Below are 23,931 nucleotides of genomic sequence, written 5' to 3'. Positions count from 1 at the left end.
GAAGGAGGCCTCACTTAAATGGATACTGGCTATTTATTAATGAATATTTCAAAGCAATTAAAATACAATTTAAATCAAGTACTGAATAAAAAAGGAATTACTGTTCAACAATGGGCAGTAATCCAACAACTCTCTCTCAAAGATGAACGGACTGCTGTCTTATTATCAGAAGCATTGGATATGGACAAACCCACTATTTCCGGAATCATCAAACGACTAGAAAAGAAAAGATTAGTTATCAAAACGGAGAATCCTTCAGATCTTCGCTCTCAGTTGATTTCATTGACCGATAGTGGGCATGAAATTTTAGGTGAATGCCAAGCAATTAGCGAACAGATTCTTGCAAACTATTTAACAGTTTTATCAACAGATGAGCAAACAACCTTGAATGTTTTACTAACAAAAATAAATCAGGAAAACAATCAAATAGAAAAGAGGAACGTATAGTGGATCATATACTTGTTATCGGTGGTACAGGAAATATTGGTTATCCTTTGATTGAAATTTTAGCAACAAATGATCAAATCAAACTCACAGTAGGCGTTCATACTGTTTCAAAGGTTCAAGAAGCATTTCAACATTTTCAACAGTTAACACTTGTCCCATTTGACTTTCTAGACCCAAAAACTTTTCCTAAAGCTTTTAAAGGTGTGAATAAAGTCTTCTTTATTCGGCCACCACAGTTATCTAAACCAAAAGAAGACATGGCACCTTTTCTAGCATATGCCAAACAACAAACTATCGAGCAAATCGTTTTCGTTTCTTTAATTGGAGTTGAAAAAAATCCGATGACTCCTCATCATAAAATTGAAAAAATGATCCGTGAAGCAAAAATACCTTATACTTTTATTCGTCCTAGCTTCTTCATGCAAAATTTAAATACAACGCATCAAAATGATATCAAGAACAACCATGATTTGTTTATTCCAGCAGGACATTCAAAAACAAGTTTTATTGATACCAGAGATATTGGTGAGGTAGCTGCTGTTTGTTTAACAAATTCAGCTTACTTGAACCAAGAGTTAGAACTTACTGGAGCAAGCGCACTAACTTATGACGAGATAGCTGAAGTGATGACAACGATTTTGGACACGAAAATTACTTACAGCAAGCCAACTTTATTTAACTTTCGTCGGGTGATGATTCAACGTGGTATACCAAAAGACTACGTCAATGTTATGGTAATGCTTTATCTGATTACTCAATTAGGTAATGCTAAAAAGGTGACAAATACAATTGAACAAGTATTACATCGGCCACCACGAACCATTCAAGAATATGTCCGAGATTATAAACATGATTTTATTCGTGAATCCCACGAGTAATTTAGTTGTTGTTGAACCAAAATAATCGTAAAAAAAACAGTCTCCAAACTTAAGCAAAAGACCTCAAGTGAAGGTATATACTTTGCTTTTTACTTATGATGGACTAAATAGGCATTCGCCAATTCAAAATTTCAAGTTATGCATGAATAACTAATTCTTTAACAGAAAATCTTGCCATTTCGTAACATTAAGCGCCCCAAAACAGCTGTTTTGAGGCGCTTAATTGTTTTTCATTTTTTATTGGCTAACCCTTAGTCTATCTACAAACAACTGTTATATTGTCTTTTGCATATGCTCATATTGATGCCCGCTGATTTCCGTTTCTTCAACGACTTCAAATCCATGACGCTCATATAATTTTTTTGCTTGTGGATTTTGTTGATCGACGCTCAAACCGATGATTGTTCGGTTCGCTTTTTCTGCTAACATCGGTAACGCTTCTAATAGTTTAGAGCCAATTCCTTTTCCTCTAAATTTTTCAGAAACAGAAATCGTATCCAGATACCATTCATTAGGTAAGGTTTCTTTATCTATAAATAAATATTGGTCACGTGGAAGTTCATGTTTTTCTAAAATATCAGCTAACGGTAAATCAATCATGGGTTCTTCTTCGTCCGTATAGCCAAAGGCAACACCTGCCACTTTTCCATCTATTTCTTCAACGATCCCACGAGTATAGCTATAACGATAGTCCGGATCAGCAATTGCATCAGTTAAAACCTCAATTGTTTTTTGCTCGCCAAAGGTTTGAACAAATGGTAATTCCATATCTTTTAAAATGACCAAAATCAACGGTGCAATTTCAGGTCCGTCTTCTTTTCTTGCAAAACGAATCATGTTTATTCTCTCTCCTTTTCTTGCCATTGTAGCATTTGGAAAAAGAAAGTGCAAAATTCGTTATTTTAAATAATTTTCAATTTTTTGAGTAACAAAGTAACCGTGAGAGACTCGTTTTGCTGCTTCTTCACGGCAATATGGACAAACAATTGGTACTTCTTTATCCACGTGTTCAACAACATTTCTAACTTCATGATACGCAAATTTTTTACCACAATGTGGGCACACCATCTTTTCCATAATCTCAACTTCCTTTCGGTTTTCACACCTTTAGATTACTCTTATATACAAAAAAAGAGAAGTGATAACCTTCTCTTTCTGGACTATGCTGATATTAAAAATTGCTGGATTTTTTTCTCGGCTAAAAGATGGATATTGTAGTAAAGTTTCCCTTCTTTTTCGAGAATTTCCCAAGCATGGACTTTTGCCCGCTTGTTTCCAGAAACAGCAATCGCTTCTTTCATAGCAACTTGCGGTTTCTTAGCTTTACGCAGCTTTTTCGTCTCCAATTGTGTCTGATTTTGCTTTTTTTGTTGGCTGATAGCTTTGGTCGTCGTTTTTCCCGTCGTTGGATTGACAACAACTTCATGCTCTTTATCTACAAATAAATAACTATAAGCTGAACTAGCAGTTTTCTTAACTTCATCAGGTAAAAAAAAGCCAATGCTTGTCACTTTCTGACTGTGTGCTTCCTCTTCAAAAATTGAAATTGCTTCTTCCAGAGAAATTTGATAATCTTGCTCACTCAAATCATCTGGTTGAAAAGTTGCATTTAACAAGCCCATTCCACCCGCAACGCCAACAAACACTAAAGCAGCCAAAGTAAGAACGATTTTTTTCATTTGCCTACTCCCTTTTCCCAATTTTTTTCAGTATACCAAGACTCTGTTTTTGGAAAAATCGAAGCAAGTGAAAAAGAAGTGACAGTTTTGTTATCTATTCATGTAATTCAAGTGGTAAGCCATCTGGATCAAAGAAAAAAGTCATTTTTTCACCTGTAAAAGTATCTTTTCTAATTGGCTCTGTCTCAATACCCATTTGCTGAAGTTCAGCTACAACTTCTTCAATCTGATCGACTTTAAAAGCTAAGTGGCGCAACCCACAAGCTTCTGGATAGTTTGGTCTTGCTGGTGCAGAAGCAATGCCAAAAATCTCCAATTCAGCCTCTCCTAGTCTTAAGTCTAGTTTGTAATCATCTCTGTCTGTGCGATAGTTCTCACGAATTACTTCAAAGCCTAGTTTTTCGACATAAAACTCTCGCGATTTTTGATAATCAGAAACAATGATTGCTACATGGTGGATGGTTGATAAATTCATTCTTTTTCCCTTTCTTAACTCAAAAAAATTTATTGGTACAATCTTTAGAACTCTGATGATTTAATCCGGTTGTCATGAACACAAACTCCTCGCTTCTTAATTAAATTACTGCTAAGATATAGATATTTTAAGGAGGATAAAATGAAAAAATTACTAAAAATACTTTTATCAATATTCGCAATTCTTGCACTTATTATAGCAGGCTATGTTGGTTACGTGTATCTAAGCTATCACCGAGAAGCTGACAACCAGGATCTTACTATTCAGTCAAGTAGTTCAGCCAAAGATCTCCAGACAGCTCAAGACTATCAAATCATGACCTATAATATTGGTTATGCGGCCTATCCGCCCGATTATAGTTTTTTTATGGATGGCGGCACTGAGTCACGAGCATTTAGTAAACAAAATGTTAAACATAACTTACAGGAAATCCAAGGTGTTATCCAAGAACACCAACCAGACTTTGCCTTCTTTCAAGAAGTTGACAAGAAAGCAACTCGTTCATATAACATTGATGAAGTTGCCACTCTTTCACAAAATTTTAGTGACTATTCATCTGTTTATGGTCAAAATTATAACTCGGCTTATCTTTTTTATCCAATCACACAACCAATTGGTAAATCACAATCTGGGTTGGTCACTTTTAGTAAAGGAACGATTGCTGAAAGTACACGCTATTCTTTACCCATCGAAACTGGGTTCAATAAGTTTTTTGACTTAGACCGTGCATTTACGGTAAGTAAGATTCCTGTTGCAAATGGCAGATTTCTTTCACTTTATAATTTACATCTCTCTGCTTATACAAAAGATCCTGCGATTCAAAAAGCACAAATCAAAAAATTAGTCGCACAAATCAAAAAAGATCAAGCAGAAAAAAATTATATCATTGTAGGTGGTGATTATAATCACACTCTGTTGCCGGATAGCGAGAAAATTTTTGGCGAAACAAAAGAAGATTTGAGTTGGACGCATGCGTTTCCTGAAGAACTTTTACCGAAAGGCATGCACATCGTTCGAAAAGATTTAGCAGAAAAAGCAGTTCCTTCTGTACGCAATTTAAACGAAGCTTATCAACCAGACAAAACTTTCGTCACGTTAATTGATGGATTTTTGGTTTCTGATAATCTTTCAATTAAAGATATTCAAGTAATTGATACGAAATTTGCTTATTCAGATCATAATCCGGTTCAGATGACATTCTCTCTACAATGAAAAAGAAAAGCCAAAAGTCAGGTAATTGACTAATGGCTTTTTTGTTTGATTTACGCTTTGAAATCTTTTCTGTTTTTTGCAGAAATTTGAAATAAAAATATCATAACACAGATTTTTTTAAATTGTAAGACTAGATTTTATCATTTAAAAGCATACAATAGATTGTGGTAAAAAAATCTAGAGACACTACATTTTGTGTCTAAAGGAGTTCTTATACATGAAATCATATTTTCATTTTCTAGCTCATCAGCTAAAAGGTTGGCCTCAACAAAATTATTATCTTTTCTTTTTTAGTCTGGGTTGTCAAATCATGACACTCGTAAATAGCCCCATTACTTGGCTGTCGATTGTTGCTTTTATCGGGACTAATTTAGGTGTTTTATGTATTTTATCGATCAACGCTGCGAAATCTGTTAATGGTGTTTTGGGCATTTTATCTGCTATGTGTTTCATCATTGTCGGCTTTTCAGCTAAAAATTATTTAAGTATAGGTGAACAAATTGCTTATATGGTAACTTTGGATATTCCCGTTTTATTAAGTAAAGAATGGAATCACAATATGGCTTCAAAAATTCGTAAATTTACTGGTAAAAGTTGGTTCATCGCAATTATCGGTACTATTCTTGTTTATTTTGTTTCAGGTTTCTTGATTGGTCGTTATACTGATGATCCTCGTCCTTGGATTGATGCGATTGCCTTTTCAATCAGTCTTTCAGCTGGTATCATCAGCTTCTTGCGATACAACAATCAATATTATTGGTGGTTAGCATCTGGTTTGGCTCAAATGGTTCTTTGGTATGTATCATTTACACATGGTTCTGCGAGTCTAGCAATGTTTGTTAACAGCTCTGTTTATTTGCTAAACGATGTATTGGCCTTCACCGTTTCTCCTTGGTACAACCAGAAAGAACGTGAAAGAATGCAAAAAATGGAAGAAGAATATTATCAGACACATCAACACGCGTAAGGTTGTGGCACAAAGCGTTTAGCTCCGACAAGATAGCGAGCAGGCTCTCAAAATAGCTTTTTATATTTTGAAGTGAATGCAAGTTATCTTGAGGAGTTGCTTTGGGAACACCGTGAATAAGGTTGTGGCGCAAAACGTTTAGCTCCGAACAGATAATGAGCAAACACTCAAAATAGCTTTTCATATTTTGAAGTGAATGCAAGTTATCTTGAGGAGTTGCTTTGGGAACACCGTGAATAAGGTTGTGGCGCAAAACGTTCAGCTCTGACAAAATAATGAGCAACTGGCAAAAAATAGTTTTTCATGTTTTTGGACAGTTGTGAATTATTTCGAGGAGTTGCTTTGGGAACACCGTGAATAAGGTTGTGACGCAAAATGGTTAGCTTCAACCAATAAGGAAATTTTTCTAAAAATAGTTTAGAAAAGAAATTCTTATTAGCGAAGGTTGTATCAAGAACAGCTTAAAGCAACGAACAAAAAACTACTGTGACTTTTCGTCACAGTAGTTTTTTTATAGCAATTCTTTCAATAGTGCTTTAACTTCTGGCTTTTCTAAATAAAGAGAGTGTTCTAATTTTTGATAATAATCTAACGCTGTTTTTTGTTCTTCTGAAAAGACATACTGCCGTTGTTCAAAATCAACAATCACTTCGGCTACTTTTTTGCCATGAAGTGAGTGAGCAAGGCTTTGCCATTCTTGTTCAGTCAGCTTTTTACTAGTTGATTTGACTTCAATGCTCGACAGTTGCTCACTCGTATTTTCTCGGCGTAAGGCTTTTAAAAATCCATTACGGATAACTCTCGGCAAACTATCAAAAAAGCCTTCTGTAAAACCATAATAGGCATATTTTTCCCAAATCAAGATGTAAATAGCCGGTTGGATAAAACGTTGTTGTTGTGCGCGCACCTTCGCTTCAGTCAACTGATGCGTCGGCTGTTCTCGATTGAACGAACGTAATTCAGCAATCAATAAGTAAAAATAACTGCTTGGTAATTTTTCCTTTGTATCCACCAAGACAGCTTGCCAATCTTTTCGTAAAAATGCACGGTAATTTGTCAAAAATTCTTCAACGTTCCTCGTTAACTCTTCTGTAAAATCTTCAAATAATTCCTTCTTTGCTCGACTTTTCTTTGGCTGATCAGCAATCTGCTCACTGATTTTTTGGATTTCATGTTCTATTGCCTGATAATCTGCTAAGTAAATGGGCATCTGAGCTTGTCGAAAATCTGCTACTCGTTTAGCCAAATGAACGTCTGGTAAATACGGTCGTTTCAATCGTCGGTTATGGTACAAAGAAAAAAGATATTCTTGCCATAACACTTCAGGAAATTCGATATTTTGTTGTTTTAACCATAATAGTTCATCCAATGCTAAATCAACTTGTGTCATCCCTTGATGGATTGAATTTGCAATTGCTGGTGAAACATGCAGATGCTCGGCAAAGTGATTGATTCCTAGTTTTAGAATTTTCCCTGTTTTTGGAGATTTAACGATGTATTGAACCTTTAATTCTCGTCCACAATCGCAATACAACTTTTCTTGTCTTCGAGAAGTTCGAAAAAAAGGGTTGATTTTAAAGTCAGCAAATACCCAATCCGTAGCAGCCAAATAATTTTCTTCCATAAAACGTGAATTGATTAAGTAACGACGGTATTTATCAACTAATTTGCGTTGTGGCTTCGTCAACCGTTCATAAATTTCAAAGCGTTGATTGCTGGTATATTGTTTTGATACTTTAATTGGATAACTTTTCTTATTTAGTTCTTTGGGAAACCATTCTTCAAATACTGCTTTCCATTCTTCCATAACGTTTCCCTCCTAAAAAAAGAAGCTGGGATCTAACGAGTCGTTAGTTGCCAGCCTCTACTATTTGATTGCTAATTATTAGTGAGTTGTACCTGCATTACCAGAAATATCTTGTTCATTTTCAATTGCAGCTTCGACCGCATACGTTAGTGAATCGGCAATATCAGCTAATGACATAGATGCTGTACCCACTGGACGTTCGATTACTTGATCAGGTGAAAACGGCACATGGATAAAGCCACCACGAATTGTTGGAAATTCTGTATGAAGGACATGTAATAAACGATACATGATATCATTGCAGACAAATGTTCCTGCAGTATAAGAAATATATGCTGGCAGTCCATGATCGTGAACATTTTTAGTCATTGCTTTGATTGGCAACGTAGTGAAATAAGCAGCTGGTCCATCTTCTTCCAATGCCGTATCAAACGGTTGGTTTCCTTCATTATCAGGAATACGTGCTTCTGCTAGATTGATTGCTACTCGTTCAAATGAAACAGCTGAGCGACCTCCTGCTTGTCCAACACAAATGACAATTTCCGGTTGATGCTCTTTGATTGCTTCTCTGACTACTTGGCTACTTTTTCCAAAAACAGTTGGTACTTCTAGTTTGATAATCTCAGCTCCCGCAATTTCTGCAGGCATTTTTTTTACAGCTTCATAAGCTGGATTTACTTTGTCGCCACCAAATGGATCAAAACCTGTTACTAATACTTTCATCTTTTGTTCCTCCTAATTATTTAAATAAAATCATATAAGCAATTTGGAAAACTAACATAAATAAAGCAATAAATAATTGATTTTTGATTACGCCATACTTGTCTTTCATTTCTAACATAGCGACTGGAACAATATTAAAGTTTGCAGCCATCGGTGTCAAGAGCGTTCCACAAAAACCACAAGTTAAAGCAACCATTCCAATCAGCGCTGGATTTGCTCCTTGACTAAAGACAAACGGTGCGCCAATCCCAACAGTCATGACTGTAATTGCTGCGAAGGCATTCCCCATAATTACTGTGAAGACAACCATTCCCACTGCATAGATAATAATCCCAATATTCACGTTTCCTTCAGGAACAATTGTACCAACAGCATTTGAAATCACCGTTCCTACTCCTGCACTGGTAAACACAGCGCCCAATGAAGCAAGTAGCATTGGTAACATACTCAACGGACCAACTGTTCCTAACATATCAGCTGCGTCGTCTAAGAACGTTGTAGGCTGATTGTCGCGGGAAAAGAACATCAAAATCGCCATCGCTGCAAAGACACCAACTCCAACTCCAACTAAAGCACCTAATTTGGTGAATAAGGCAAACAAAATTGCAAATACCCCAATACTTAACGCTGGAATAAAAATCTTCATGCCTAGTTTGCTTGACATTTTTTCCATATATTCTTTTGAAGGCAAACGACTATCACCCTTGCTCACCCTTTTTGCAATTGCTGGAATCGTCATAGCAAAAATCAAGATACCACTTACTAGTGGTGGCAACCATCGGCCGGCTGCAATCACCACACCTAACGTTGCCCAAAAAAAGGCTGAGCCATAACGATGTGGATTCGTTTTATCAAGTAGATTTCGTAGTCCTGTATAAACTAAGACTAGACCCATGATGATATATAAAATTTCAAGTAATTTATCACTTAATAAAATATCAGGATTCGTAAAAAAATTCATCTTATTGCTCCTTTTCTTGAGAATAATATTTCTTTGCTAATTTCTTTTCTTTTAAATAGAAATAAATACTAGAAACAACTAATGCAGTCAGTGCCACTGGTACTTCAACCAGCGCTAACTGTCCTAAGGTCACTTCATAACCTAAGTCTTTCAATGTTGACTGTACCAGCAAGGCGCCCGCACCACCGATAAATAAAACTTGTCCAAAGAACCAACAAATATTTTCCATAGCAGATGCCATCCCTTTAAGCTCTTCCTCATGTTCTGGATGAACTTTCAGTCCTTTTGATTCAACTGTGCCTAATGCCATTGGTAAAATAATTGGACGAACAAATCCTGCAACGCCCCCAAAGCTCACATTAAACGCAGCAAAAATCATCCGGAAAACTCCATAGATATCGATAATCATGCCAGCTGAAACTTTTTTGAATCGTTGAATCAAAGTCGCAGCAGACTCTTTCAATCCATTTCTTTCTAACGTTCCTGTTGCTAACATGATAATAATAAAGATAGCCATGCCTCGATTATTTACAAAGCTGGTACCCAATAACTCAAGCATGCCATTAATCCCTAGCCCACCTGTTAAAGCAGTTACGACTAAAGCAACCATCACAATCAAAATTGAATCTAATTTTAGTGCAAAACCAATAATAACAATTAAAACGCCTAAAAGGCTTAGATAATTCTCCATTTGTTTTCCTCCCCCAAATGACAAGATATTTTTTAATTATAAAACAAATTTGAATGAAAATATAGTTGAAATCGAATGAAAAGACATCAATGTGCGAAAATTCTGTCAATTAATCGACAAAATAAAAAAACACTGTAATCAGTCATCCAGCGATTACAGTATTTTTTACGACAGCGTTAACGTACAAAATAGAAGATAACATAAATGATCCAGAGGTGAATAGGATAAAAAAGATAGAAGAAATATTTGTTCCACTTGCTATTAGTCCCACCTAATTGACCATTGTATAATGCAATTAATGGAATAACTGTCACCATCATAAACTCGTTATCAAAAGTTAAATAATCATACAAACTTTGATTCACTGGCGTCTGCATGTAACTAGAAATAGCTAGGGCAAGTAAAATCATGGTATAAACAAAAATCCCAATTAACAATTTGTTTCTTTGTCCCTCTTCTTTGAAAGCAAACATCAGCAACATCATTGGAATCAGATAGATGCCTCCTTCTGATGCTGCTGTAAGCACCAATAAAATCAAAAATGTCAGGATCAACATAATTTTTTGTCCCACACTACTTTGTTTCATCGTAGCTAGCACCCACATCATACAAAATAAAAGAAATAGCGTAAGAAAAATATTGTGCGGGCCTAAAAATAAAAAGTAATCAGGCTGATGTGTCAAAGGATTGATATAGGCTCCCGTCAGCAACTGGTAAACCACATTACCGATTGCCGTAACGAATGCAGCCAACCCCAAACGCTTTGCATATTTTGCTCGACTTCGCGTGTGTCTAAATCCTTCTACTAATAAAAAAACAAATAAAGGTGCAACAAATCTCCCTAACCATGCTACCCATGAAGGAAAACCTAGCTGTGACCCAAAATAACTATTCACATGATCCACAACCATAAAAGCAATCGCTAACCACTTTAATTGAAAACTATTTATTCCTTTAAAATTCACTCTTAAACCCTCAACTTTTTCATTATTTAATAACATTTCTTTAGTATACTAATTCGCAATAAACAAAACCATTTTAAGAGTAACTATTCCTCTTACAATTTTGTTGGATAGTGTTTTTTTATCTTTAGAAATGCCAACCTATTTAAAATGTGCTATACTGACTCTATTAATCGAATACAAAGCTGCCACCGGGTAGCATATGAGGATAATCATTCCGTTAGGTCTTTGAAGGAATGGTTCTCCTCTTTTTTGTGTTCAAAATTTTAGAAAGGAGCATTTGGCTATGGCATGGTTAGAATTAATTGTAGCAGGAGTTCTAGAAGTATTTTGGTCAACAATGATGAAATGGAGTGATGGCTTTTCAAAAGTTAATTATTCGATTTATACGATTATTGGTATGATTGCCAGTTTCTATTTTTTATCAAAAGCGATCAAACACTTACCAATGAGTTTATCTTACCCTATCTGGACAGGGATTGGTGCCCTAGGTTCCGTTATCATTGGAGTTGTCTTATTCCATGACAAACTGAATACAGCAACTTGGCTTTTTGTCGGACTTTTGTTGATTAGCATCGTTGGTATCAAAATGACAAGTGGCCATTAAACAAGAATAAAAAATGAATTGGGTCGATTTGCGTATGTTACGTCAAAAAATAGCTGTCATTTTCACTGATTTGGATTACGCTGTTAATAGATGTACGAGCAAATCGGCTTTTTTAAAAAGAAAACAGAACAACTATTTAAAAAATATTATCAACTAAAAGGAGAGCACCAGCTTATGAATAAACAATTTTTTACTGGATCTAAGATTTCTTATGAAACAGACTTATTTCAGAAACATTTTAGTGCGTATTCCAATTACCTATATGACCAGAATTTTATTTGGTTAAAAAAAGAACCTTCTATTGATGAATTAGCTGCTATTGAAGAGAACTTTATGGAAAACTGGATGAACGATGCACCTATGTTTAAATTTAACTTCACCCCTTCTGATTCTTTTTTAGCTCATTTAGAGACGCAAGGATTCTCTACAGAAAAAATGTTGATTTTTACTATTCCAAGTAATCAGTTAGCCTCAACAAGCTTCCCCAAATTTGAGATTTCAAAGGTACATACAGCTACACTCACTGAATTTTTAAATAGCAAATTTACGCAAGACCTTATCTACGGTGAAGAATTTGCAAAAATCAATCAACACTTTCTCCTAACTTTATTTAAAGAGGACATCTTAGATCTATTTATTGCTTCAACAAATCAAGCGGTGATTGGCTTTGCGACGGTCATTAAGCATCCAACAAATATTGAAATTTATGATATTTATACTGCGCCAGACTTTAGAAATCAAACAGTTGCTAAATCATTACAACAATATGTAGCGAATTTTTATCAAGATACGACTATCGTTGTTGTTGCTGACTATTCCGATACGCCAAAAGAAATGTACAAAAAGCTTGGCTATAAAATTAGTGGCTTATTTTATCAAGCACAAAAATGAACCATTGTTCCTTCTAGTTGACCTTGATAGGCTGTTGGTGCCAATTTATTATAAATAGGGACCTTGATATACATAAAAAGATAGCTTCAATTTCCGAAGGTTTGGAAATTAAAGCTATCTTTTTTACTAATAACTATTTTATTTACTTTAAAGAACTTGCAATCAACTACACATGCAGTTTTCCTGTTCCAAATAGGATTAAAGCTACGACTCCTACTAAAGTGACCAAAATCAATAAGAAGCGATCGATTTTCACATGATCGACTGGCTGTTCCTGCTCTTTTCTAGCTTGCAGATAGAAGTAAATACCTGGCAAGAAAAGAACCAAGACAAGCATTACTTCGTTAAAGGCAACCACAAACATTGCCCAAACTTGGAAGGCACTGGCTAACAGGCCAATCAAAAACTGTCCCCATTCACGACGTTGATAGGATAATTTCATTTGATACAATCCGAGAAATAACCACGTAAAGAAAATCGCTGCCGTTCCCAAAGTATACGCAAAGTTATACGCACTGTCTGTAAATAAAAGTGATAACAAGAACACATTTGTACACAACGTTGTTAAAATAATCGCGAAGGTTGGTGCGCCTTGTGCATTCACCTTACTCCAACTTTTTGGTAACAAACCATCTTGTGCCATATTGCGCATCGTTTCTACTGGTAAAATCGTCCATGAAAGCCACACACCAAATAACGAAATGATCAAACCTCCGTTAATTACTACTGCGCCCCATTTACCAACCATTTTTTCAAATACATACCCCATAGCCGGTTGTGTCTGAATCGATTGAAGTTCTTTCATTGGCATCGTTCCATACGGAAGCATAGAAACTAACACGTAAATCAAAATCAAGCCAAGAATCCCTAAAATCGTTGCTTTTCCAACATCTGATTTTTTCTTTGCACGCGAACCAACAACTGATGCACCTTCAATTCCAACAAATACCCAGAGCATCACCATAATACAACTTAAAATTTGACTCGAAAATGGAACAACTTGTCCATTGGCTGTTAAAATAATATCACTTGAAAAGTTTGCAATAAATTGTTGAATCGAGAATGTGCTGATTGCTACCACAATGAATAAAAAGAGTGGTACTAATTTACAAATCGTCACGATTGCATTCACAATACTTGCATTTTCTACTCCGCGATTGACTAACCAAGCATATCCCCAAAGTAAAAGAGTACTCATTATCACAGAAGGAATATTTTGACCACCAGCAAACACTGGGAAAAAATACCCCAATGCACTCATCAGCAACGTTGCAAAAGCAACATTTCCTAACCAACAAGTCAGCCAATAGCCCCAACCACTGATAAATCCTGCAAATCGACCAAATCCCGCTTCAGCATAACTAAAGATTCCGCCCTCTAAATCCGGACGTTTTTTGTTTAAATTGTTAATAGACAAAGATAACATCAACATTGCCGAGCCGACAAGTAACCAACTAAAGAGCGCTGCACCTCCTGCTGAACCAGAGATGTCTGTCATGATACCGAAAACGCCACCTCCAATAGCTGAACCAATGACCATGGCTGCTAGTGGAATTAGCCCAATCCCTTTTTTCTGTCGCTCTATCTCATTCATGCAAGTATCCTCCAAATAAAAAACCGCTTTTATCAAATTATAACAAACCACTGTTGCTTTTACCCTTTTCACTAAAACTCTCACAAAATTATTATTTTATACATTTTTTTCTAATTATTCACAAAACACCGTATAAACATTCGCCTTTTTCCTTCTGTCGTTTCCTTAAAAACATGCTATACTAAACAGACGAATAGGAGGAACTCAAATGAACATTTTATATATATCAATCTCTGGTAACACGCGTGCTTTTGCTCATCATCTGATGGAATACTCCCAAGAACAGCATCAAGCAGATAACACTTTACCTGAAATCACGCTAAAAGAAATCCATGAAAATAGTGATTTTGAACAAGAAACTGAACCCTTCTTCACATTTGTTCCGACTTATTTGGAAGGTGGCAACGGAATTGATAATGGTGATACTGAAATTCTGACTGAAACCATGCGTGAATATCTGGATTTTCAAAATAATTATCAATTTTGTTTAGGTGTTGTTGGTAGTGGCAATAAAAATTTCAACAACCAGTATTGCTTAACTGCTAAACAATATGCGCAACAATTTGGTTTTCCTTTCTTAGCTGATTATGAATTACGTGGTACGCCAACTGATGTGGCACAAATTTATCAAACATTGACTCAAGTGTTTAACGACAATCAATAAACAAAAACATTGGTTAATATAAAAATCTTAACCAATTAACGATAAAAATGAATCGGGGCCTGGGACAAAACCAGTAAATGGCCTACCAAAATCAAAAACACGTTGAGCTTGGGACATAAGTCCTAAGAACCATCAAACAGACGACCGAAAATCGTAAAAAGGATTTTCAGCCGTCTGTTTTTGAAATTATTGGAAGAATCTTCCTTGATTGTGGGCATGTTCAATCTATATTTTCTTAAATTTACTGCCATTAACGCAAAGCCAATCTCATTGTTTGTCTGCTGTTTTCCTCGAACAGAGAACCGAGTAAAACCTAAACAAGCCTTCAAATGTCCGAAAGCTGGTTCAACGTCAATTTTTCGTTGACGATAGATTTTACCAGTTTTTTCTTCTGAAAGTAGCTGTTGAATCGTTGCTTTAAAGTATTCCCGGTTCATGTTCTTTTTAATCTTACGCTTCTTGTCACTCTTTGCTTTTTACACTGGCTTTGAAGAAGACAATTCGAACAGTCTTCACATTCATACTGTTTTAACTATCGTTTAAAGTCATCTTTATCTGTACGAATAGAGTAATTGCGAAACCTCCTTTTTCATCCATTAGGACAAAGAAACGTATCATCTAATTCTTGATACGACCAGTTTGCAGGAAGAAATGGGTCTTGTTTGAATTTTTTCTTTTGTTCTTTATGATACATCAAATAGGTAATGAGTGGTGTCCGCCCATGGGCTTCTAAAATGGCTTGATAGTTTTCTTCTCCTCCGTAACCGGCATCTGCGACAATGTAGGTTGGTAGTTCAAAGAAACGCTCTTTTAAAGTAGTTAAAAAAGGACGCAGTGTTCGTGTATCTGTTGGATTTGAGAAAAGCTCATAGCCTAAAATATACTGACTGTTTGTGGCGATTTGAAGATTGTAGCCAGCTTTCAACTGACCATTTTTCATGTGATCCTCCTTCATGCGCGTAAACGTAGCATCTAGGTCGGTTCTAGAATAACTATTTCGGTTTCCTAGAATTTGTCTATGTCTTTGATAGGCAAGTTTTCTTTGAAATCATGAAATAGTTTTCTGATTTTTTTGGGGATTTTTCGTTTCGAACGCAACTGTTTTCGAGTCACGCCATCTTCTTGTTCGATTTTTTCTGTCAATTTATCGACAACAGGAGTAAGGTGTTCCTCAATCTTACTTAATCAGTTGAATTCCTTTGTGGACTCGCGCTCAATTTCAGGAATAACTTGATTTTTTACCAATTCATCATAAAGAAAAGCTGATTTTTCAGTAAGCCTTTTCTCAAAGTTATCAATTTATTTTCTCCAAACAAAGGTGTATTTATCGGCAGTGGCTTCAATCTTTGTCCCATCGATAAAAATGACTTTTTCATCAATCAGTTGTTCCTTGACCAATTGGCTACGGAACTGAACGAAGTACTCTCGAAGGAGTGTGTTCACCAAAGGATTCATACGGAACCGATTAATTGTTCGATAACTAGGCTGATAACTTTGCGTAAGCCGCATCATGCGAATACTGTCTTTCGTCAATGCTTCAATCTTTCGACCAGAAAACACGGATTGTGCGTAGGCACATAAAATCATCTTCATCATCATTTTTTGATGATAGGAAGACGGCCCCATTTGAGGATGAAAAGGAATGAAACGCTCTTCAGGAATACTTTCAATTAACTCATCAATAGCGAACGCAATATCATTTTTTTCTAACTGAAAACTAAAATCTAGAGGAGGAACGACTTGATTTGTGGTATAACTTTAAACATAAGAACGCCTCACTTTTTATTTGTTTAGTCACTTTTATTTTAGCAATGGTGTTTTTATTTTAATATAAAAAATAATCCAGATGCCAATCAGTTTGACTGGCATCTGGATTTTTGTTAGAACTTACGTCCCAAGCTCTTTTTGTTATACGTAGAAGCGAGATAACTCGATCTATGTATTATTCTCTTTGTAGTTCTTTTGGAATAGATAAAATATACTTGATGTAATCCCAAAGCTAAATGCTAAAAAGTATACTTCTCTAATTAAAGCTACGATCATCAATATAACGAAAAGATATTGAAGACGTTTTAATCTTGCTTTCGTATTTCTTTTAGATTCCATAGAAATAATCATCGAATCCTACCGCAGCTGGAACTCCTGCAGCAGCAGCGATTCCTGCTCTCCACCACCATCTATTTGATTTATAGCTTGCAGCTGATAGGCCAAAGCGTTTATGCGCCTCGCTTGCTGCCCAGTGACCAGCTGCATAACCAAATCCTACAATTGCAATTAATTCTAACACATCATCAAGTCCGAATATACGGGCATTATGGTTACGGTTTAATAAATTGTCAATTTGTTTTAATTGATCTGCGGTTGGTGTAAAATTTTGTGTTTTATCAATAGAATTCAACTCCTTGTCTGTGAGACCAAATTGTTCTTTTAAATCTGAACTGGTTGACGCTGGTACTGTCTGTTCGTCTATGCTGTGATTTTCTGCAGCGAAAGTTGTCAATGGTGTTAGGCTGGTGCTTAGTGTTAAAATAGTAGTTAAAACAATGCTCGTTTTTAAAAAAATTGATTTTTTCATCTGTATCGCTCCTTATGCGTTTTTTATAAAGTAATTGGGATCACTCAATAAGTATTGCGTAATATCGGGAAATAATCTGTCAAAATCACTTTGCAAACCTTTGAAATTTAATATTGGAGGGCAATTTATGGAAGAAAAACTGAGGAATTTAAGGAAAGCAGCCGGCTATACGCAAGAAGGACTAGCTACCAAAATTAATGTCTCGAGACAAACCATTTCTAATTGGGAAAGAGGTTACTCTATTCCAGATACAGAAAACTTAAAGATAATTAGTAAATTCTATGAAGTTCCAATTAGTTATTTTATAGATGATTCCGTTGAGATGCTTCAATCTACTCCGGAAGAGAACGGTGCCATAAACAATCAAAATTTTTATTTTCTATTGTTGGTAGCAATTGCTTCTTTCTTTACTCCATTAGCAGCATTTATTTTGATATATTTAACTTTGGAGTTTAAAAAGAGGCTAAAATTGAAAATATATCACAGTTTTTTATATTTGGGAGTATTCCTTTCTGTTTTAAATATATTGGTTATTCTTGCAGTTGGGGTTGATTTGATTTTTTTTTAGTTTTTTCTTTACCGTACTTGTCATAATGTGAAAGCAGATATGCTGATAAAGTATTATGGATATCAACCAAAAATAATCTGGCTAAATTACTAAATTATGTTCCTGTTATTGACAACAATGGTCTTCGCGGAAATCCTCATGAGGGGTTTGTTGGAGAAATTCAGGGCGGCGACTTAGTATTGGGAGTAGGTGTTGAGCCTGTAGCTGATGTAGCTAATCATGCAAGTGTTATTACAGGATTTGACAAGAATACTATTTTTGTAAATGATCCTTATGGGTACAAAAATAGAAAAGTACCACGTAAGATTTTTGAGCAAATATTTACTAGTTTAGGAAGTCAGTCTCTTTATTTAGTCTAAGCTGATTATACAGTTGCATCTCTTCTTGATACCAGCGCAGATAATACTATTCAATGGCTACATAATGCATGATTTAAATTTTGTGAATGAAGGAAGAAGGCTTACACACACTTAGAAAACTCGTAGCAGCTTATCAGCCATCATAATCAACCAACAGACGATTCTCATAAAATTAATTTTCCCCAATAACCTACCAATATATTTGGTCCATAAAAACCACAATGGTTGGATTTTACTATCAAAGAGGTTTTAATGCTGCAGGAAAAGTCGTAGCAACAAGATATAAGACAGAATAATTGGATTGAGGTCTAAAATGTTAAATGAATATAATAAATTCAAAAAACGTCACCCATATCTTAATTTGATAATAGTTTTTATTATTGCTAGTTTAGTAGGTATTTTGATTGAATATATTATCAACGGAGATTTCATTGGTTCTGGATTGTACACTGCTCTATTTTTAATGATCATTTATTTACTAAAAGAATGGTTTGAACAGAACAATACAAATAGAAAAAATTAGCTCAACAAAAGAAAGCAAAACATATTTGACTCCTAAATTATTTTTAGTTCTATATGCTAATTGGGGGTCACCAGAGAAAAAAGTGTCGAAAGTTTGCCTGCTGCATTCATCTATTCTTTATCATTATCAGCAGGAAAAGATATGTCTGAAATATATAACGATTTACTACATATTCAGGCTCAAAAAAGGTAGTCTATTCAAGGAAAATACCGCAAAAAAGAGAGACTAGACTCGTAATCTCTCTTCATAATTTTTATTAAGTGTATAGTATCCTAAATAGAAAATACTTAAATCGATAAAATTTTATAATGTAAATACGACAATGAAGTAACGGGAAGATTACTAACAAATTACAATTTTCAAAACTACTAGATTTCTGTTCTGTGTGTTGTTAGAATGAAAGCGTAAAAAGAAAAAACTCTTATATTACTATAAGAGTGTGTCTTGGCAATTTATTTAGTAAAATAGAAAGAGTTTTTCTTTTAGTTGCTAAGTTTTCATGAAGGTCTTTTTCTAATAGAAAATAGTGTTTGTAAAAGCATAACAAGATATTTAAAATTTTCATGGTAGTAAATAGATTTTAATTCTGACCAGATAGTTTTTAAAGCCGGGAAGCATTCTAAAACTGTCTGGTTGTATTCTACAAAAATATAAGTAATAGTTACAGCTAATACTGCAATAAAAAGTAATTGCAAAGCATTATTTTGTTTTTTCATAAATTTTCCTTTCGCCAAGATCACTACACGACTAACATCGCTACACTATAATAACGTGATAAAATATTTCATAGGTAAAATAAATGTATCAAATATTTCAAATACACCAATTATGTAATAATTGGTGTATTTTTTGTAATGTTTATTTATATGAGTCCTCGTATTCTGGCAAAGTCCACTACATATAGAAAAAGTTTTATTTTTTCATTTGCTAATCCTAATCAAATAATTTTTTTTTAACCTATTCTTAGTGTTTCTCACATCTTACTCACTAAAATTATCACATCAGGACCTCCATTACCGATTTTTAAAATAATTTATATCAAATTTTTCATTAAAATATGCAATACCAATACTGAAACTTCTATTTTTCACCTCTTCTTTGTTCCCTAGTTTTATTAGTAATCCCATACTTCATTCTATATCTTCTGAAAGTCCAACAGGGTATACCCTATTGGACTAAAACCATTGTAAAATATCTTCATAATAAAACTCATAGACAAAAATAAAATTACGAATCAAAAGCTGAAAATAATTAACTTTTGATTGAAGTCAAGTTATAACTTACTCCTCATCCCAATGAGGATCGATTGCATCTTGTCCACATTGTAAAAGAAATAGTGTACATGCTTGGCAATAGTATTCACCATCGTCAAAAAAATCTCTATCTAATTCACTTTTTTTAAATTCATTGCCACATTCTTGACATGTAAATTTTTCCATTTAAATCATTCCTTTTTATTAGATATCATATTTATAGACGTTAATAACCATACTCTACTGAGTTAATTTTCCAAATTGAATCTTCCTTATTTAAAGTGACAACCAATGCAGGTCTTCCTCCAATACTTGTTAAGCCTAAAGGATTAATGCCAGGATTCTCAAATGACACTGATAAATTTTCATATTTATGATCATTCAACTGTAAAGATTGGGCTAATTGGTCATTGTCTTTATTTTCTACTTTATTTTTTAAAAGTTCTGAATCAAAAGAATATGAGTTTTTGTATCCAGTAGGACCATTTTCGATAGAATTATTAGTTATTTCCATTTTTGCAACGTTTTCTCCTTCTGAATCCACATAAGCTACATTCCAACTTTGGCCATCAAATACTACAGTCTTTCTATCAATATATGCATTAACGTATCCTTCATCATTAGTTTTAACTTCTGACCAATACGACGCTTTATACTGAGCCAAGAAGAAAAATTCTAATGGATATTGAAGTTCTGTACGACTATTCATTTGTTCAAAGCTGTCTTTAATATTTTTCAATGCAACCCCAGTAAAATATTTTTTTAGCCCAATTTCTTTATCCAAATTATTAAATACAATTTGTTTATTTTCTTCGATTTGTTTTTTTTGTGTAAATGGTCCATGTGAACTACTTTCAACAGCAAATTGATACTGAAATTCTTCAGTCGTACTATCTATGATCTTATCCTTATCAGTAGCATTAAATAGTTCATTCATTCTTTCAGAGGCGTTCATTTCTCTTTCTTTATTCGTTATCTCTATATCTTCTTTTGCTGTAAAAGGATCACTTACCTTATCTTGTGTAATAGTAATATTTTTTGACATAGTTGTTTCTTGACTATGTTCATCATCATTTTTATTAGAGTCAGTACAACCTCCTAACGCTAAAATCGTAATCCCTATACCCAACAACTTAAATACTTTTTGCATTTATTATTCTCCTCTTTGCTAGTTTTAATTACTAAATTATAGTTGCTACAACGGTCTTAGTAGTCCTGATGCAACAGCTTCTCTTGTACTAGAAAATAAGTTCTTTACATCTCCATCGTGTACTATTCCCTGATTCCATCTCTCTCTAAAATAATAGATAGTAAGTTTAAGTTGCTCTTTCACATGCGTTTTATTACTGGTCATTTGAAACTCTTCAAATGATTTAAATTGATCAAAATAGTTTAAAAATGCTTCAAAAATAAGTTCATCATCAAAAAACGTATCAACTACAATAGAAAAATTCCCACTACAAAAGAAAAATTCATTCATCAATTTTAATAAATAAAATTGATCTTTTGTTACATCAAAAAAATTTGCAGAAAGTCTTTTTGGTTTAGCAGGTTCTTCTCTATCATATTGAGAAGCTGTGTGTAAATTTTTTATATAATTTCCCGCAATAGCCACTAAAAAATCAGTTACCCTCACGCCAGCATTATTTTTAGAGTTAACATTTTCGTGAATAGAATTAAATGAAAATTTTTCAAAATAGCTGCTTTTAATACCATTATCTAGATAAAGATCTATATCTTTAGGATTTACTCGATTGTTTAATTCATTATCAGTTAGCCATAAATCCATGGCATACGCAACCTTATTCCAGTCAAAGGCAATTTTTTCTGGTGGATTAACAATGAAATGCTTTGTTTTCTTTATAGTAGAGATAAGTTTTTTATATTCTACTAGTTGCCCCTGCATACGTTTATTTTTTTTATTGGCATCAACTAGACTTTGCATATCTCGTTGTATTTTATTTAGAAGATCTTTACTAGTACAATTCAAGTCTAAAATTGATTTGATTACTTCTTCTGAAGCTTCTATATTTAAATATTTTGTTAGTGAATACTTTGTAAGATATGCATTACTTATCATTCTTTTTTCCTCTAATAAATATATCCATTCCAACAACCTGCTATCAAAGATAATTGACATTTTATTAACAGAAAATAATAGATTCATACTTTTATATTTGATTAATAACTCAAATAATTTCGTATAAAACTCAACGTCTTTTCTTCTTAAAGAAGTAACACCATATTTAAATCTTCCTTTTAGAATTCTACTCCCTTTCAACTCTATGTCGGGATTTTGTAATGTTTGTAAGTAAGATTTTTCTAACTCAATAAACTCTTCAGTAAATTTATCCATATCTTTGTCGATATACCAAGCATTAGCAACATATCCATGCATAATATCTGTCCCGTATGCTAGCTTCTCTTTTGTGTTAAATGGAGACGATATTTTAAAATTTTCTTGTGGTCCTTTTTCATCAACAAATAATTTTCCCATAACCAAACTCCTTGATCATAATAGTTTACAAATTCAACAAGTATCCCCTGGTAGATAAATAAATTTTGGTAATAGCATCTAGCTAACAAATTTTTGATTAAGTATTCCATAATATCTTTTACTAAGTCTAAATTCATCTAAAATTAGCTCTGTTTCCACACCAATTTCTTGCAAAATAAAATATTCAATAATTAAATCTAAAACTTTTGTTGCCTTAGAAAGATTTTCTTTTTCAAACATTGGTTTATACATTTCTTTATTGCTACTACCATGAGTTAAGTAATTTCTAGTATTTACACAAGCTCTTGTAAATTTGGTCTTGGAGTCTGATAAATTCTTATTTTCAAATTTTATAATTTCCCCTAAAAAATCGCTAGGCAACTTATTTATGCTTTCTTTAATTCGCATTGAAAGGGTCCCTTCTTCAGTGTGATTAATTCTCTTCCCAAAATATTGTTTTATTATAGGTTCTTTCGAACTAAGTAAGTCTAATAGCTCCACCCTAATATCCTCTATATCCTCAGGTATTTCTTTTTTTTCTTCAATAAATACTCTATGGAAAACTTCAATATTCCTACACGCATTTAAAAACTTGGTTTCTATAAAAGAACCTACTTGTAGATCACCCACAAATGTTTGAATAACTGGTTTTACTTTTGAATAATTATCAAACCAATTGACGAGTAAAGATTCTAAATTTTTTGAGATATATGAGTATGGAATCATTTTACTAGAAGCTGTTATACGTTCCGGCATCTTACTTATCTGATTAACATATAGTCGATATTTATCTGGCGCTTTTTTATCTGTCATATAAATTGTTTCTCCATATTCAAATTCAAAAAATTTAAACGGAGCATTCTGACTAAATACAAAATAAAAAAATTGTACAATACGATAAACTTCATAATATATCTCCCCAAGATTTTTAGGTTCATCAAATATAAGTTTATAATATTGTTCTGTTTTTAAATTCCAGTTTTTATATATTCTATTAGTGTTAATAGAATATACTTCTTCTAAATTTGCTTTTATGTTTTCTATCCTATAAGTGTTAGGCAAAACTTTTTCATTTTGTATAGGTATTTTGGCCTTTGAACTTTCAATCTGATTCCAAAGTGGCATATCCATCCATTCATTTAAGTTAAAAAAACTGAAACTTGCTGTTTTTATTTTTTTTAAATCACTTAACAATAAATGCTTCTTTCCTACAATTATTTTTTGAGCTATCACAGTTTGAGTAGTAATAGAATTACATGTGAAGCTGTTAATCCTACATCCTATTAAAGTAACATATTCATCATTGCTAGAAATGCCATATAAAACTGAAATTTCCTCAAATTCAAACATTGAACTATTTATCAGATTCAACTCGATAGCAGTTGAATCTAACGGGTCATATTTCAACGTTCCTCCCATCGTTTTCTCAAAGTCAACACTAGTTGACCAAAGACCTTCTATCATAAAACTATCAAACATAGTCGGATTTTTTTCTTTGACCATACTCGCTACCTCCTATAAATTATTGTAAATATTATGCTGCCCAACCAATTTTTTCTAAATCTGTTTCTTTCATTTTATCCTAAAAAGCATAAATC

Annotated in this window: 26 protein-coding genes and 1 pseudogene; 10 read left to right on the top strand and 17 right to left on the bottom strand. The window is 33.8% G+C overall.

What is annotated here, in order from left to right:
• Positions 1-18: 18 nt before the first annotated feature.
• Both IGJ66_RS02525 and IGJ66_RS02520 read left to right on the top strand, forming a co-directional pair.
• Entirely contained in the window at positions 19-447 is a 429-nt protein-coding gene (locus IGJ66_RS02525; RefSeq protein WP_393968573.1) for a MarR family winged helix-turn-helix transcriptional regulator, read from the top strand.
• Positions 447-1,325, top strand: coding sequence for an NmrA family NAD(P)-binding protein (locus tag IGJ66_RS02520; protein ID WP_067485127.1), 879 nt, complete (start codon positions 447-449; stop codon positions 1,323-1,325). The genes IGJ66_RS02525 and IGJ66_RS02520 overlap by 1 nt, the downstream gene beginning before the upstream one ends.
• 273 nt (positions 1,326-1,598) lie before the next feature.
• On the opposite strand, the gene IGJ66_RS02515 is transcribed toward IGJ66_RS02520, so the two are convergent.
• The 4 genes from IGJ66_RS02515 to gloA2 all read right to left on the bottom strand — a co-directional run bounded on the left by IGJ66_RS02515 (position 1,599) and on the right by gloA2 (position 3,479).
• Entirely contained in the window at positions 1,599-2,162 is a 564-nt protein-coding gene (locus IGJ66_RS02515) for a GNAT family N-acetyltransferase (RefSeq protein WP_067485131.1), read from the bottom strand.
• 60 nt (positions 2,163-2,222) lie between these two features.
• Positions 2,223-2,402, bottom strand: a complete 180-nt coding sequence (locus IGJ66_RS02510) for a hypothetical protein (protein ID WP_067485133.1) — start codon at positions 2,400-2,402, stop codon at positions 2,223-2,225.
• A gap of 83 nt (positions 2,403-2,485) precedes the next feature.
• A complete protein-coding gene (locus IGJ66_RS02505; protein WP_067485136.1) occupies positions 2,486-3,004 on the bottom strand; it encodes a PepSY domain-containing protein in 519 nt (172 codons plus the stop codon).
• 94 nt (positions 3,005-3,098) lie between these two features.
• Positions 3,099-3,479 (bottom strand): SMU1112c/YaeR family gloxylase I-like metalloprotein, encoded by a 381-nt coding sequence (gene gloA2 / locus IGJ66_RS02500; RefSeq protein WP_067485139.1) that lies wholly within the window; start codon positions 3,477-3,479, stop codon positions 3,099-3,101.
• Positions 3,480-3,620: 141 nt separating this feature from the next.
• Between gloA2 and IGJ66_RS02495 the strand changes: the two genes are divergently transcribed.
• Positions 3,621-4,691 carry an endonuclease/exonuclease/phosphatase family protein gene (locus IGJ66_RS02495; RefSeq protein WP_067485141.1) on the top strand — a complete coding sequence of 357 codons (1,071 nt, stop codon included), beginning with the start codon at positions 3,621-3,623 and terminating at the stop codon, positions 4,689-4,691.
• 217 nt (positions 4,692-4,908) lie between these two features.
• Positions 4,909-5,658: a nicotinamide riboside transporter PnuC gene (pnuC, locus tag IGJ66_RS02490; protein ID WP_067485144.1), complete on the top strand. Its 750-nt coding sequence runs from the start codon at positions 4,909-4,911 to the stop codon at positions 5,656-5,658.
• Between the two features lie 511 nt (positions 5,659-6,169).
• Here the strand turns inward: pnuC and IGJ66_RS02485 are convergent.
• The 5 genes from IGJ66_RS02485 to IGJ66_RS02465 all read right to left on the bottom strand — a co-directional run bounded on the left by IGJ66_RS02485 (position 6,170) and on the right by IGJ66_RS02465 (position 10,805).
• Positions 6,170-7,465 carry a hypothetical protein gene (locus IGJ66_RS02485; RefSeq protein ID WP_430616789.1) on the bottom strand — a complete coding sequence of 432 codons (1,296 nt, stop codon included), beginning with the start codon at positions 7,463-7,465 and terminating at the stop codon, positions 6,170-6,172.
• A gap of 78 nt (positions 7,466-7,543) precedes the next feature.
• A complete protein-coding gene (gene pcp, locus IGJ66_RS02480) occupies positions 7,544-8,188 on the bottom strand; it encodes a pyroglutamyl-peptidase I (protein ID WP_067485150.1) in 645 nt (214 codons plus the stop codon).
• Positions 8,189-8,204: 16 nt separating this feature from the next.
• Positions 8,205-9,149 carry a DUF979 domain-containing protein gene (locus tag IGJ66_RS02475; protein WP_067485154.1) on the bottom strand — a complete coding sequence of 315 codons (945 nt, stop codon included), beginning with the start codon at positions 9,147-9,149 and terminating at the stop codon, positions 8,205-8,207.
• A 1-nt stretch (position 9,150) separates the two neighbouring features.
• Positions 9,151-9,840, bottom strand: a complete 690-nt coding sequence (locus tag IGJ66_RS02470; protein WP_067485156.1) for a DUF969 domain-containing protein — start codon at positions 9,838-9,840, stop codon at positions 9,151-9,153.
• 176 nt (positions 9,841-10,016) lie between these two features.
• Entirely contained in the window at positions 10,017-10,805 is a 789-nt protein-coding gene (locus tag IGJ66_RS02465) for a TraX family protein (protein ID WP_430616788.1), read from the bottom strand.
• 283 nt (positions 10,806-11,088) lie between these two features.
• Between IGJ66_RS02465 and IGJ66_RS02460 the strand changes: the two genes are divergently transcribed.
• On the top strand, positions 11,089-11,409 hold the full coding sequence (locus IGJ66_RS02460; RefSeq protein ID WP_067485163.1) for a DMT family transporter: 321 nt from the start codon (positions 11,089-11,091) through the stop codon (positions 11,407-11,409).
• 174 nt (positions 11,410-11,583) lie between these two features.
• Positions 11,584-12,300, top strand: a complete 717-nt coding sequence (locus IGJ66_RS02455; RefSeq protein WP_179189238.1) for a GNAT family N-acetyltransferase — start codon at positions 11,584-11,586, stop codon at positions 12,298-12,300.
• 166 nt (positions 12,301-12,466) lie between these two features.
• Here IGJ66_RS02455 and IGJ66_RS02450 read toward each other — a convergent pair whose 3' ends face one another.
• Complete coding sequence (locus IGJ66_RS02450) at positions 12,467-13,894, bottom strand: basic amino acid/polyamine antiporter (protein WP_067485169.1); 1,428 nt, start codon at positions 13,892-13,894, stop codon at positions 12,467-12,469.
• 208 nt (positions 13,895-14,102) lie between these two features.
• Here IGJ66_RS02450 and nrdI point away from each other — a divergent pair, with 208 nt between their 5' ends.
• Positions 14,103-14,558: a class Ib ribonucleoside-diphosphate reductase assembly flavoprotein NrdI gene (gene nrdI, locus IGJ66_RS02445; RefSeq protein WP_430616787.1), complete on the top strand. Its 456-nt coding sequence runs from the start codon at positions 14,103-14,105 to the stop codon at positions 14,556-14,558.
• 122 nt (positions 14,559-14,680) lie between these two features.
• Here nrdI and IGJ66_RS02440 read toward each other — a convergent pair.
• Positions 14,681-16,313 (bottom strand): annotated as a pseudogene (locus tag IGJ66_RS02440) (IS1182 family transposase); the annotation flags it as partial.
• Between the two features lie 340 nt (positions 16,314-16,653).
• A complete protein-coding gene (locus IGJ66_RS02435) occupies positions 16,654-17,133 on the bottom strand; it encodes a hypothetical protein (RefSeq protein ID WP_430616786.1) in 480 nt (159 codons plus the stop codon).
• 127 nt (positions 17,134-17,260) lie between these two features.
• On the opposite strand from IGJ66_RS02435, the gene IGJ66_RS02430 reads away from it, so the two are divergent.
• The 3 genes from IGJ66_RS02430 to IGJ66_RS02420 all read left to right on the top strand — a co-directional run bounded on the left by IGJ66_RS02430 (position 17,261) and on the right by IGJ66_RS02420 (position 18,583).
• Positions 17,261-17,701 (top strand): helix-turn-helix domain-containing protein, encoded by a 441-nt coding sequence (locus IGJ66_RS02430; protein WP_095803431.1) that lies wholly within the window; start codon positions 17,261-17,263, stop codon positions 17,699-17,701.
• 179 nt (positions 17,702-17,880) lie between these two features.
• Entirely contained in the window at positions 17,881-18,060 is a 180-nt protein-coding gene (locus IGJ66_RS02425) for a hypothetical protein (RefSeq protein ID WP_430616785.1), read from the top strand.
• A 313-nt stretch (positions 18,061-18,373) separates the two neighbouring features.
• Positions 18,374-18,583 carry a hypothetical protein gene (locus IGJ66_RS02420; protein ID WP_430616784.1) on the top strand — a complete coding sequence of 70 codons (210 nt, stop codon included), beginning with the start codon at positions 18,374-18,376 and terminating at the stop codon, positions 18,581-18,583.
• A gap of 497 nt (positions 18,584-19,080) precedes the next feature.
• Here IGJ66_RS02420 and IGJ66_RS02415 read toward each other — a convergent pair whose 3' ends face one another.
• The 5 genes from IGJ66_RS02415 to IGJ66_RS02395 all read right to left on the bottom strand — a co-directional run bounded on the left by IGJ66_RS02415 (position 19,081) and on the right by IGJ66_RS02395 (position 23,836).
• Positions 19,081-19,299 (bottom strand): hypothetical protein, encoded by a 219-nt coding sequence (locus IGJ66_RS02415; RefSeq protein WP_430616783.1) that lies wholly within the window; start codon positions 19,297-19,299, stop codon positions 19,081-19,083.
• A 564-nt stretch (positions 19,300-19,863) separates the two neighbouring features.
• Entirely contained in the window at positions 19,864-20,022 is a 159-nt protein-coding gene (locus tag IGJ66_RS02410) for a hypothetical protein (protein ID WP_430616782.1), read from the bottom strand.
• A 40-nt stretch (positions 20,023-20,062) separates the two neighbouring features.
• Positions 20,063-20,986, bottom strand: coding sequence for a hypothetical protein (locus IGJ66_RS02405; RefSeq protein ID WP_430616781.1), 924 nt, complete (start codon positions 20,984-20,986; stop codon positions 20,063-20,065).
• 45 nt (positions 20,987-21,031) lie between these two features.
• The gene (locus IGJ66_RS02400) at positions 21,032-22,333 is read right to left on the bottom strand and encodes a hypothetical protein (RefSeq protein ID WP_430616780.1); all 1,302 of its coding nucleotides are present in this window, start codon (positions 22,331-22,333) and stop codon (positions 21,032-21,034) included.
• 78 nt (positions 22,334-22,411) lie between these two features.
• Complete coding sequence (locus tag IGJ66_RS02395) at positions 22,412-23,836, bottom strand: HEPN domain-containing protein (RefSeq protein ID WP_430616779.1); 1,425 nt, start codon at positions 23,834-23,836, stop codon at positions 22,412-22,414.
• Positions 23,837-23,931: the final 95 nt, after the last annotated feature.

It is taken from the genome of Enterococcus sp. DIV0176 (assembly GCF_050528535.1).
Lineage (GTDB): Bacteria > Bacillota > Bacilli > Lactobacillales > Enterococcaceae > Enterococcus_B > Enterococcus_B thailandicus.
This window is presented reverse-complemented; position numbering and strand designations above follow the sequence as displayed.

What these genes read in the sequence shown, in the direction of transcription:
- IGJ66_RS02410 (WP_430616782.1), bottom strand. Translation starts at nt 20,022, where the DNA reads ATGGAAAAATTTACATGTCAAGAATGTGGCAATGAATTTAAAAAAAGT.
- IGJ66_RS02420 (WP_430616784.1), top strand. Translation starts at nt 18,374, where the DNA reads ATGTTAAATGAATATAATAAATTCAAAAAACGTCACCCATATCTTAAT.
- IGJ66_RS02470 (WP_067485156.1), bottom strand. Translation starts at nt 9,840, where the DNA reads ATGGAGAATTATCTAAGCCTTTTAGGCGTTTTAATTGTTATTATTGGT.
- IGJ66_RS02455 (WP_179189238.1), top strand. Translation starts at nt 11,584, where the DNA reads ATGAATAAACAATTTTTTACTGGATCTAAGATTTCTTATGAAACAGAC.
- IGJ66_RS02510 (WP_067485133.1), bottom strand. Translation starts at nt 2,402, where the DNA reads ATGGAAAAGATGGTGTGCCCACATTGTGGTAAAAAATTTGCGTATCAT.
- nrdI (WP_430616787.1), top strand. Translation starts at nt 14,103, where the DNA reads ATGAACATTTTATATATATCAATCTCTGGTAACACGCGTGCTTTTGCT.
- IGJ66_RS02505 (WP_067485136.1), bottom strand. Translation starts at nt 3,004, where the DNA reads ATGAAAAAAATCGTTCTTACTTTGGCTGCTTTAGTGTTTGTTGGCGTT.
- IGJ66_RS02400 (WP_430616780.1), bottom strand. Translation starts at nt 22,333, where the DNA reads ATGGGAAAATTATTTGTTGATGAAAAAGGACCACAAGAAAATTTTAAA.
- pcp (WP_067485150.1), bottom strand. Translation starts at nt 8,188, where the DNA reads ATGAAAGTATTAGTAACAGGTTTTGATCCATTTGGTGGCGACAAAGTA.
- IGJ66_RS02435 (WP_430616786.1), bottom strand. Translation starts at nt 17,133, where the DNA reads ATGAAAAAATCAATTTTTTTAAAAACGAGCATTGTTTTAACTACTATT.
- IGJ66_RS02525 (WP_393968573.1), top strand. Translation starts at nt 19, where the DNA reads ATGGATACTGGCTATTTATTAATGAATATTTCAAAGCAATTAAAATAC.
- IGJ66_RS02430 (WP_095803431.1), top strand. Translation starts at nt 17,261, where the DNA reads ATGGAAGAAAAACTGAGGAATTTAAGGAAAGCAGCCGGCTATACGCAA.
- pnuC (WP_067485144.1), top strand. Translation starts at nt 4,909, where the DNA reads ATGAAATCATATTTTCATTTTCTAGCTCATCAGCTAAAAGGTTGGCCT.
- IGJ66_RS02415 (WP_430616783.1), bottom strand. Translation starts at nt 19,299, where the DNA reads ATGAAAAAACAAAATAATGCTTTGCAATTACTTTTTATTGCAGTATTA.
- IGJ66_RS02450 (WP_067485169.1), bottom strand. Translation starts at nt 13,894, where the DNA reads ATGAATGAGATAGAGCGACAGAAAAAAGGGATTGGGCTAATTCCACTA.
- IGJ66_RS02460 (WP_067485163.1), top strand. Translation starts at nt 11,089, where the DNA reads ATGGCATGGTTAGAATTAATTGTAGCAGGAGTTCTAGAAGTATTTTGG.
- IGJ66_RS02475 (WP_067485154.1), bottom strand. Translation starts at nt 9,149, where the DNA reads ATGAATTTTTTTACGAATCCTGATATTTTATTAAGTGATAAATTACTT.
- IGJ66_RS02515 (WP_067485131.1), bottom strand. Translation starts at nt 2,162, where the DNA reads ATGATTCGTTTTGCAAGAAAAGAAGACGGACCTGAAATTGCACCGTTG.
- IGJ66_RS02495 (WP_067485141.1), top strand. Translation starts at nt 3,621, where the DNA reads ATGAAAAAATTACTAAAAATACTTTTATCAATATTCGCAATTCTTGCA.
- IGJ66_RS02405 (WP_430616781.1), bottom strand. Translation starts at nt 20,986, where the DNA reads ATGCAAAAAGTATTTAAGTTGTTGGGTATAGGGATTACGATTTTAGCG.
- IGJ66_RS02485 (WP_430616789.1), bottom strand. Translation starts at nt 7,465, where the DNA reads ATGGAAGAATGGAAAGCAGTATTTGAAGAATGGTTTCCCAAAGAACTA.
- gloA2 (WP_067485139.1), bottom strand. Translation starts at nt 3,479, where the DNA reads ATGAATTTATCAACCATCCACCATGTAGCAATCATTGTTTCTGATTAT.
- IGJ66_RS02395 (WP_430616779.1), bottom strand. Translation starts at nt 23,836, where the DNA reads ATGGTCAAAGAAAAAAATCCGACTATGTTTGATAGTTTTATGATAGAA.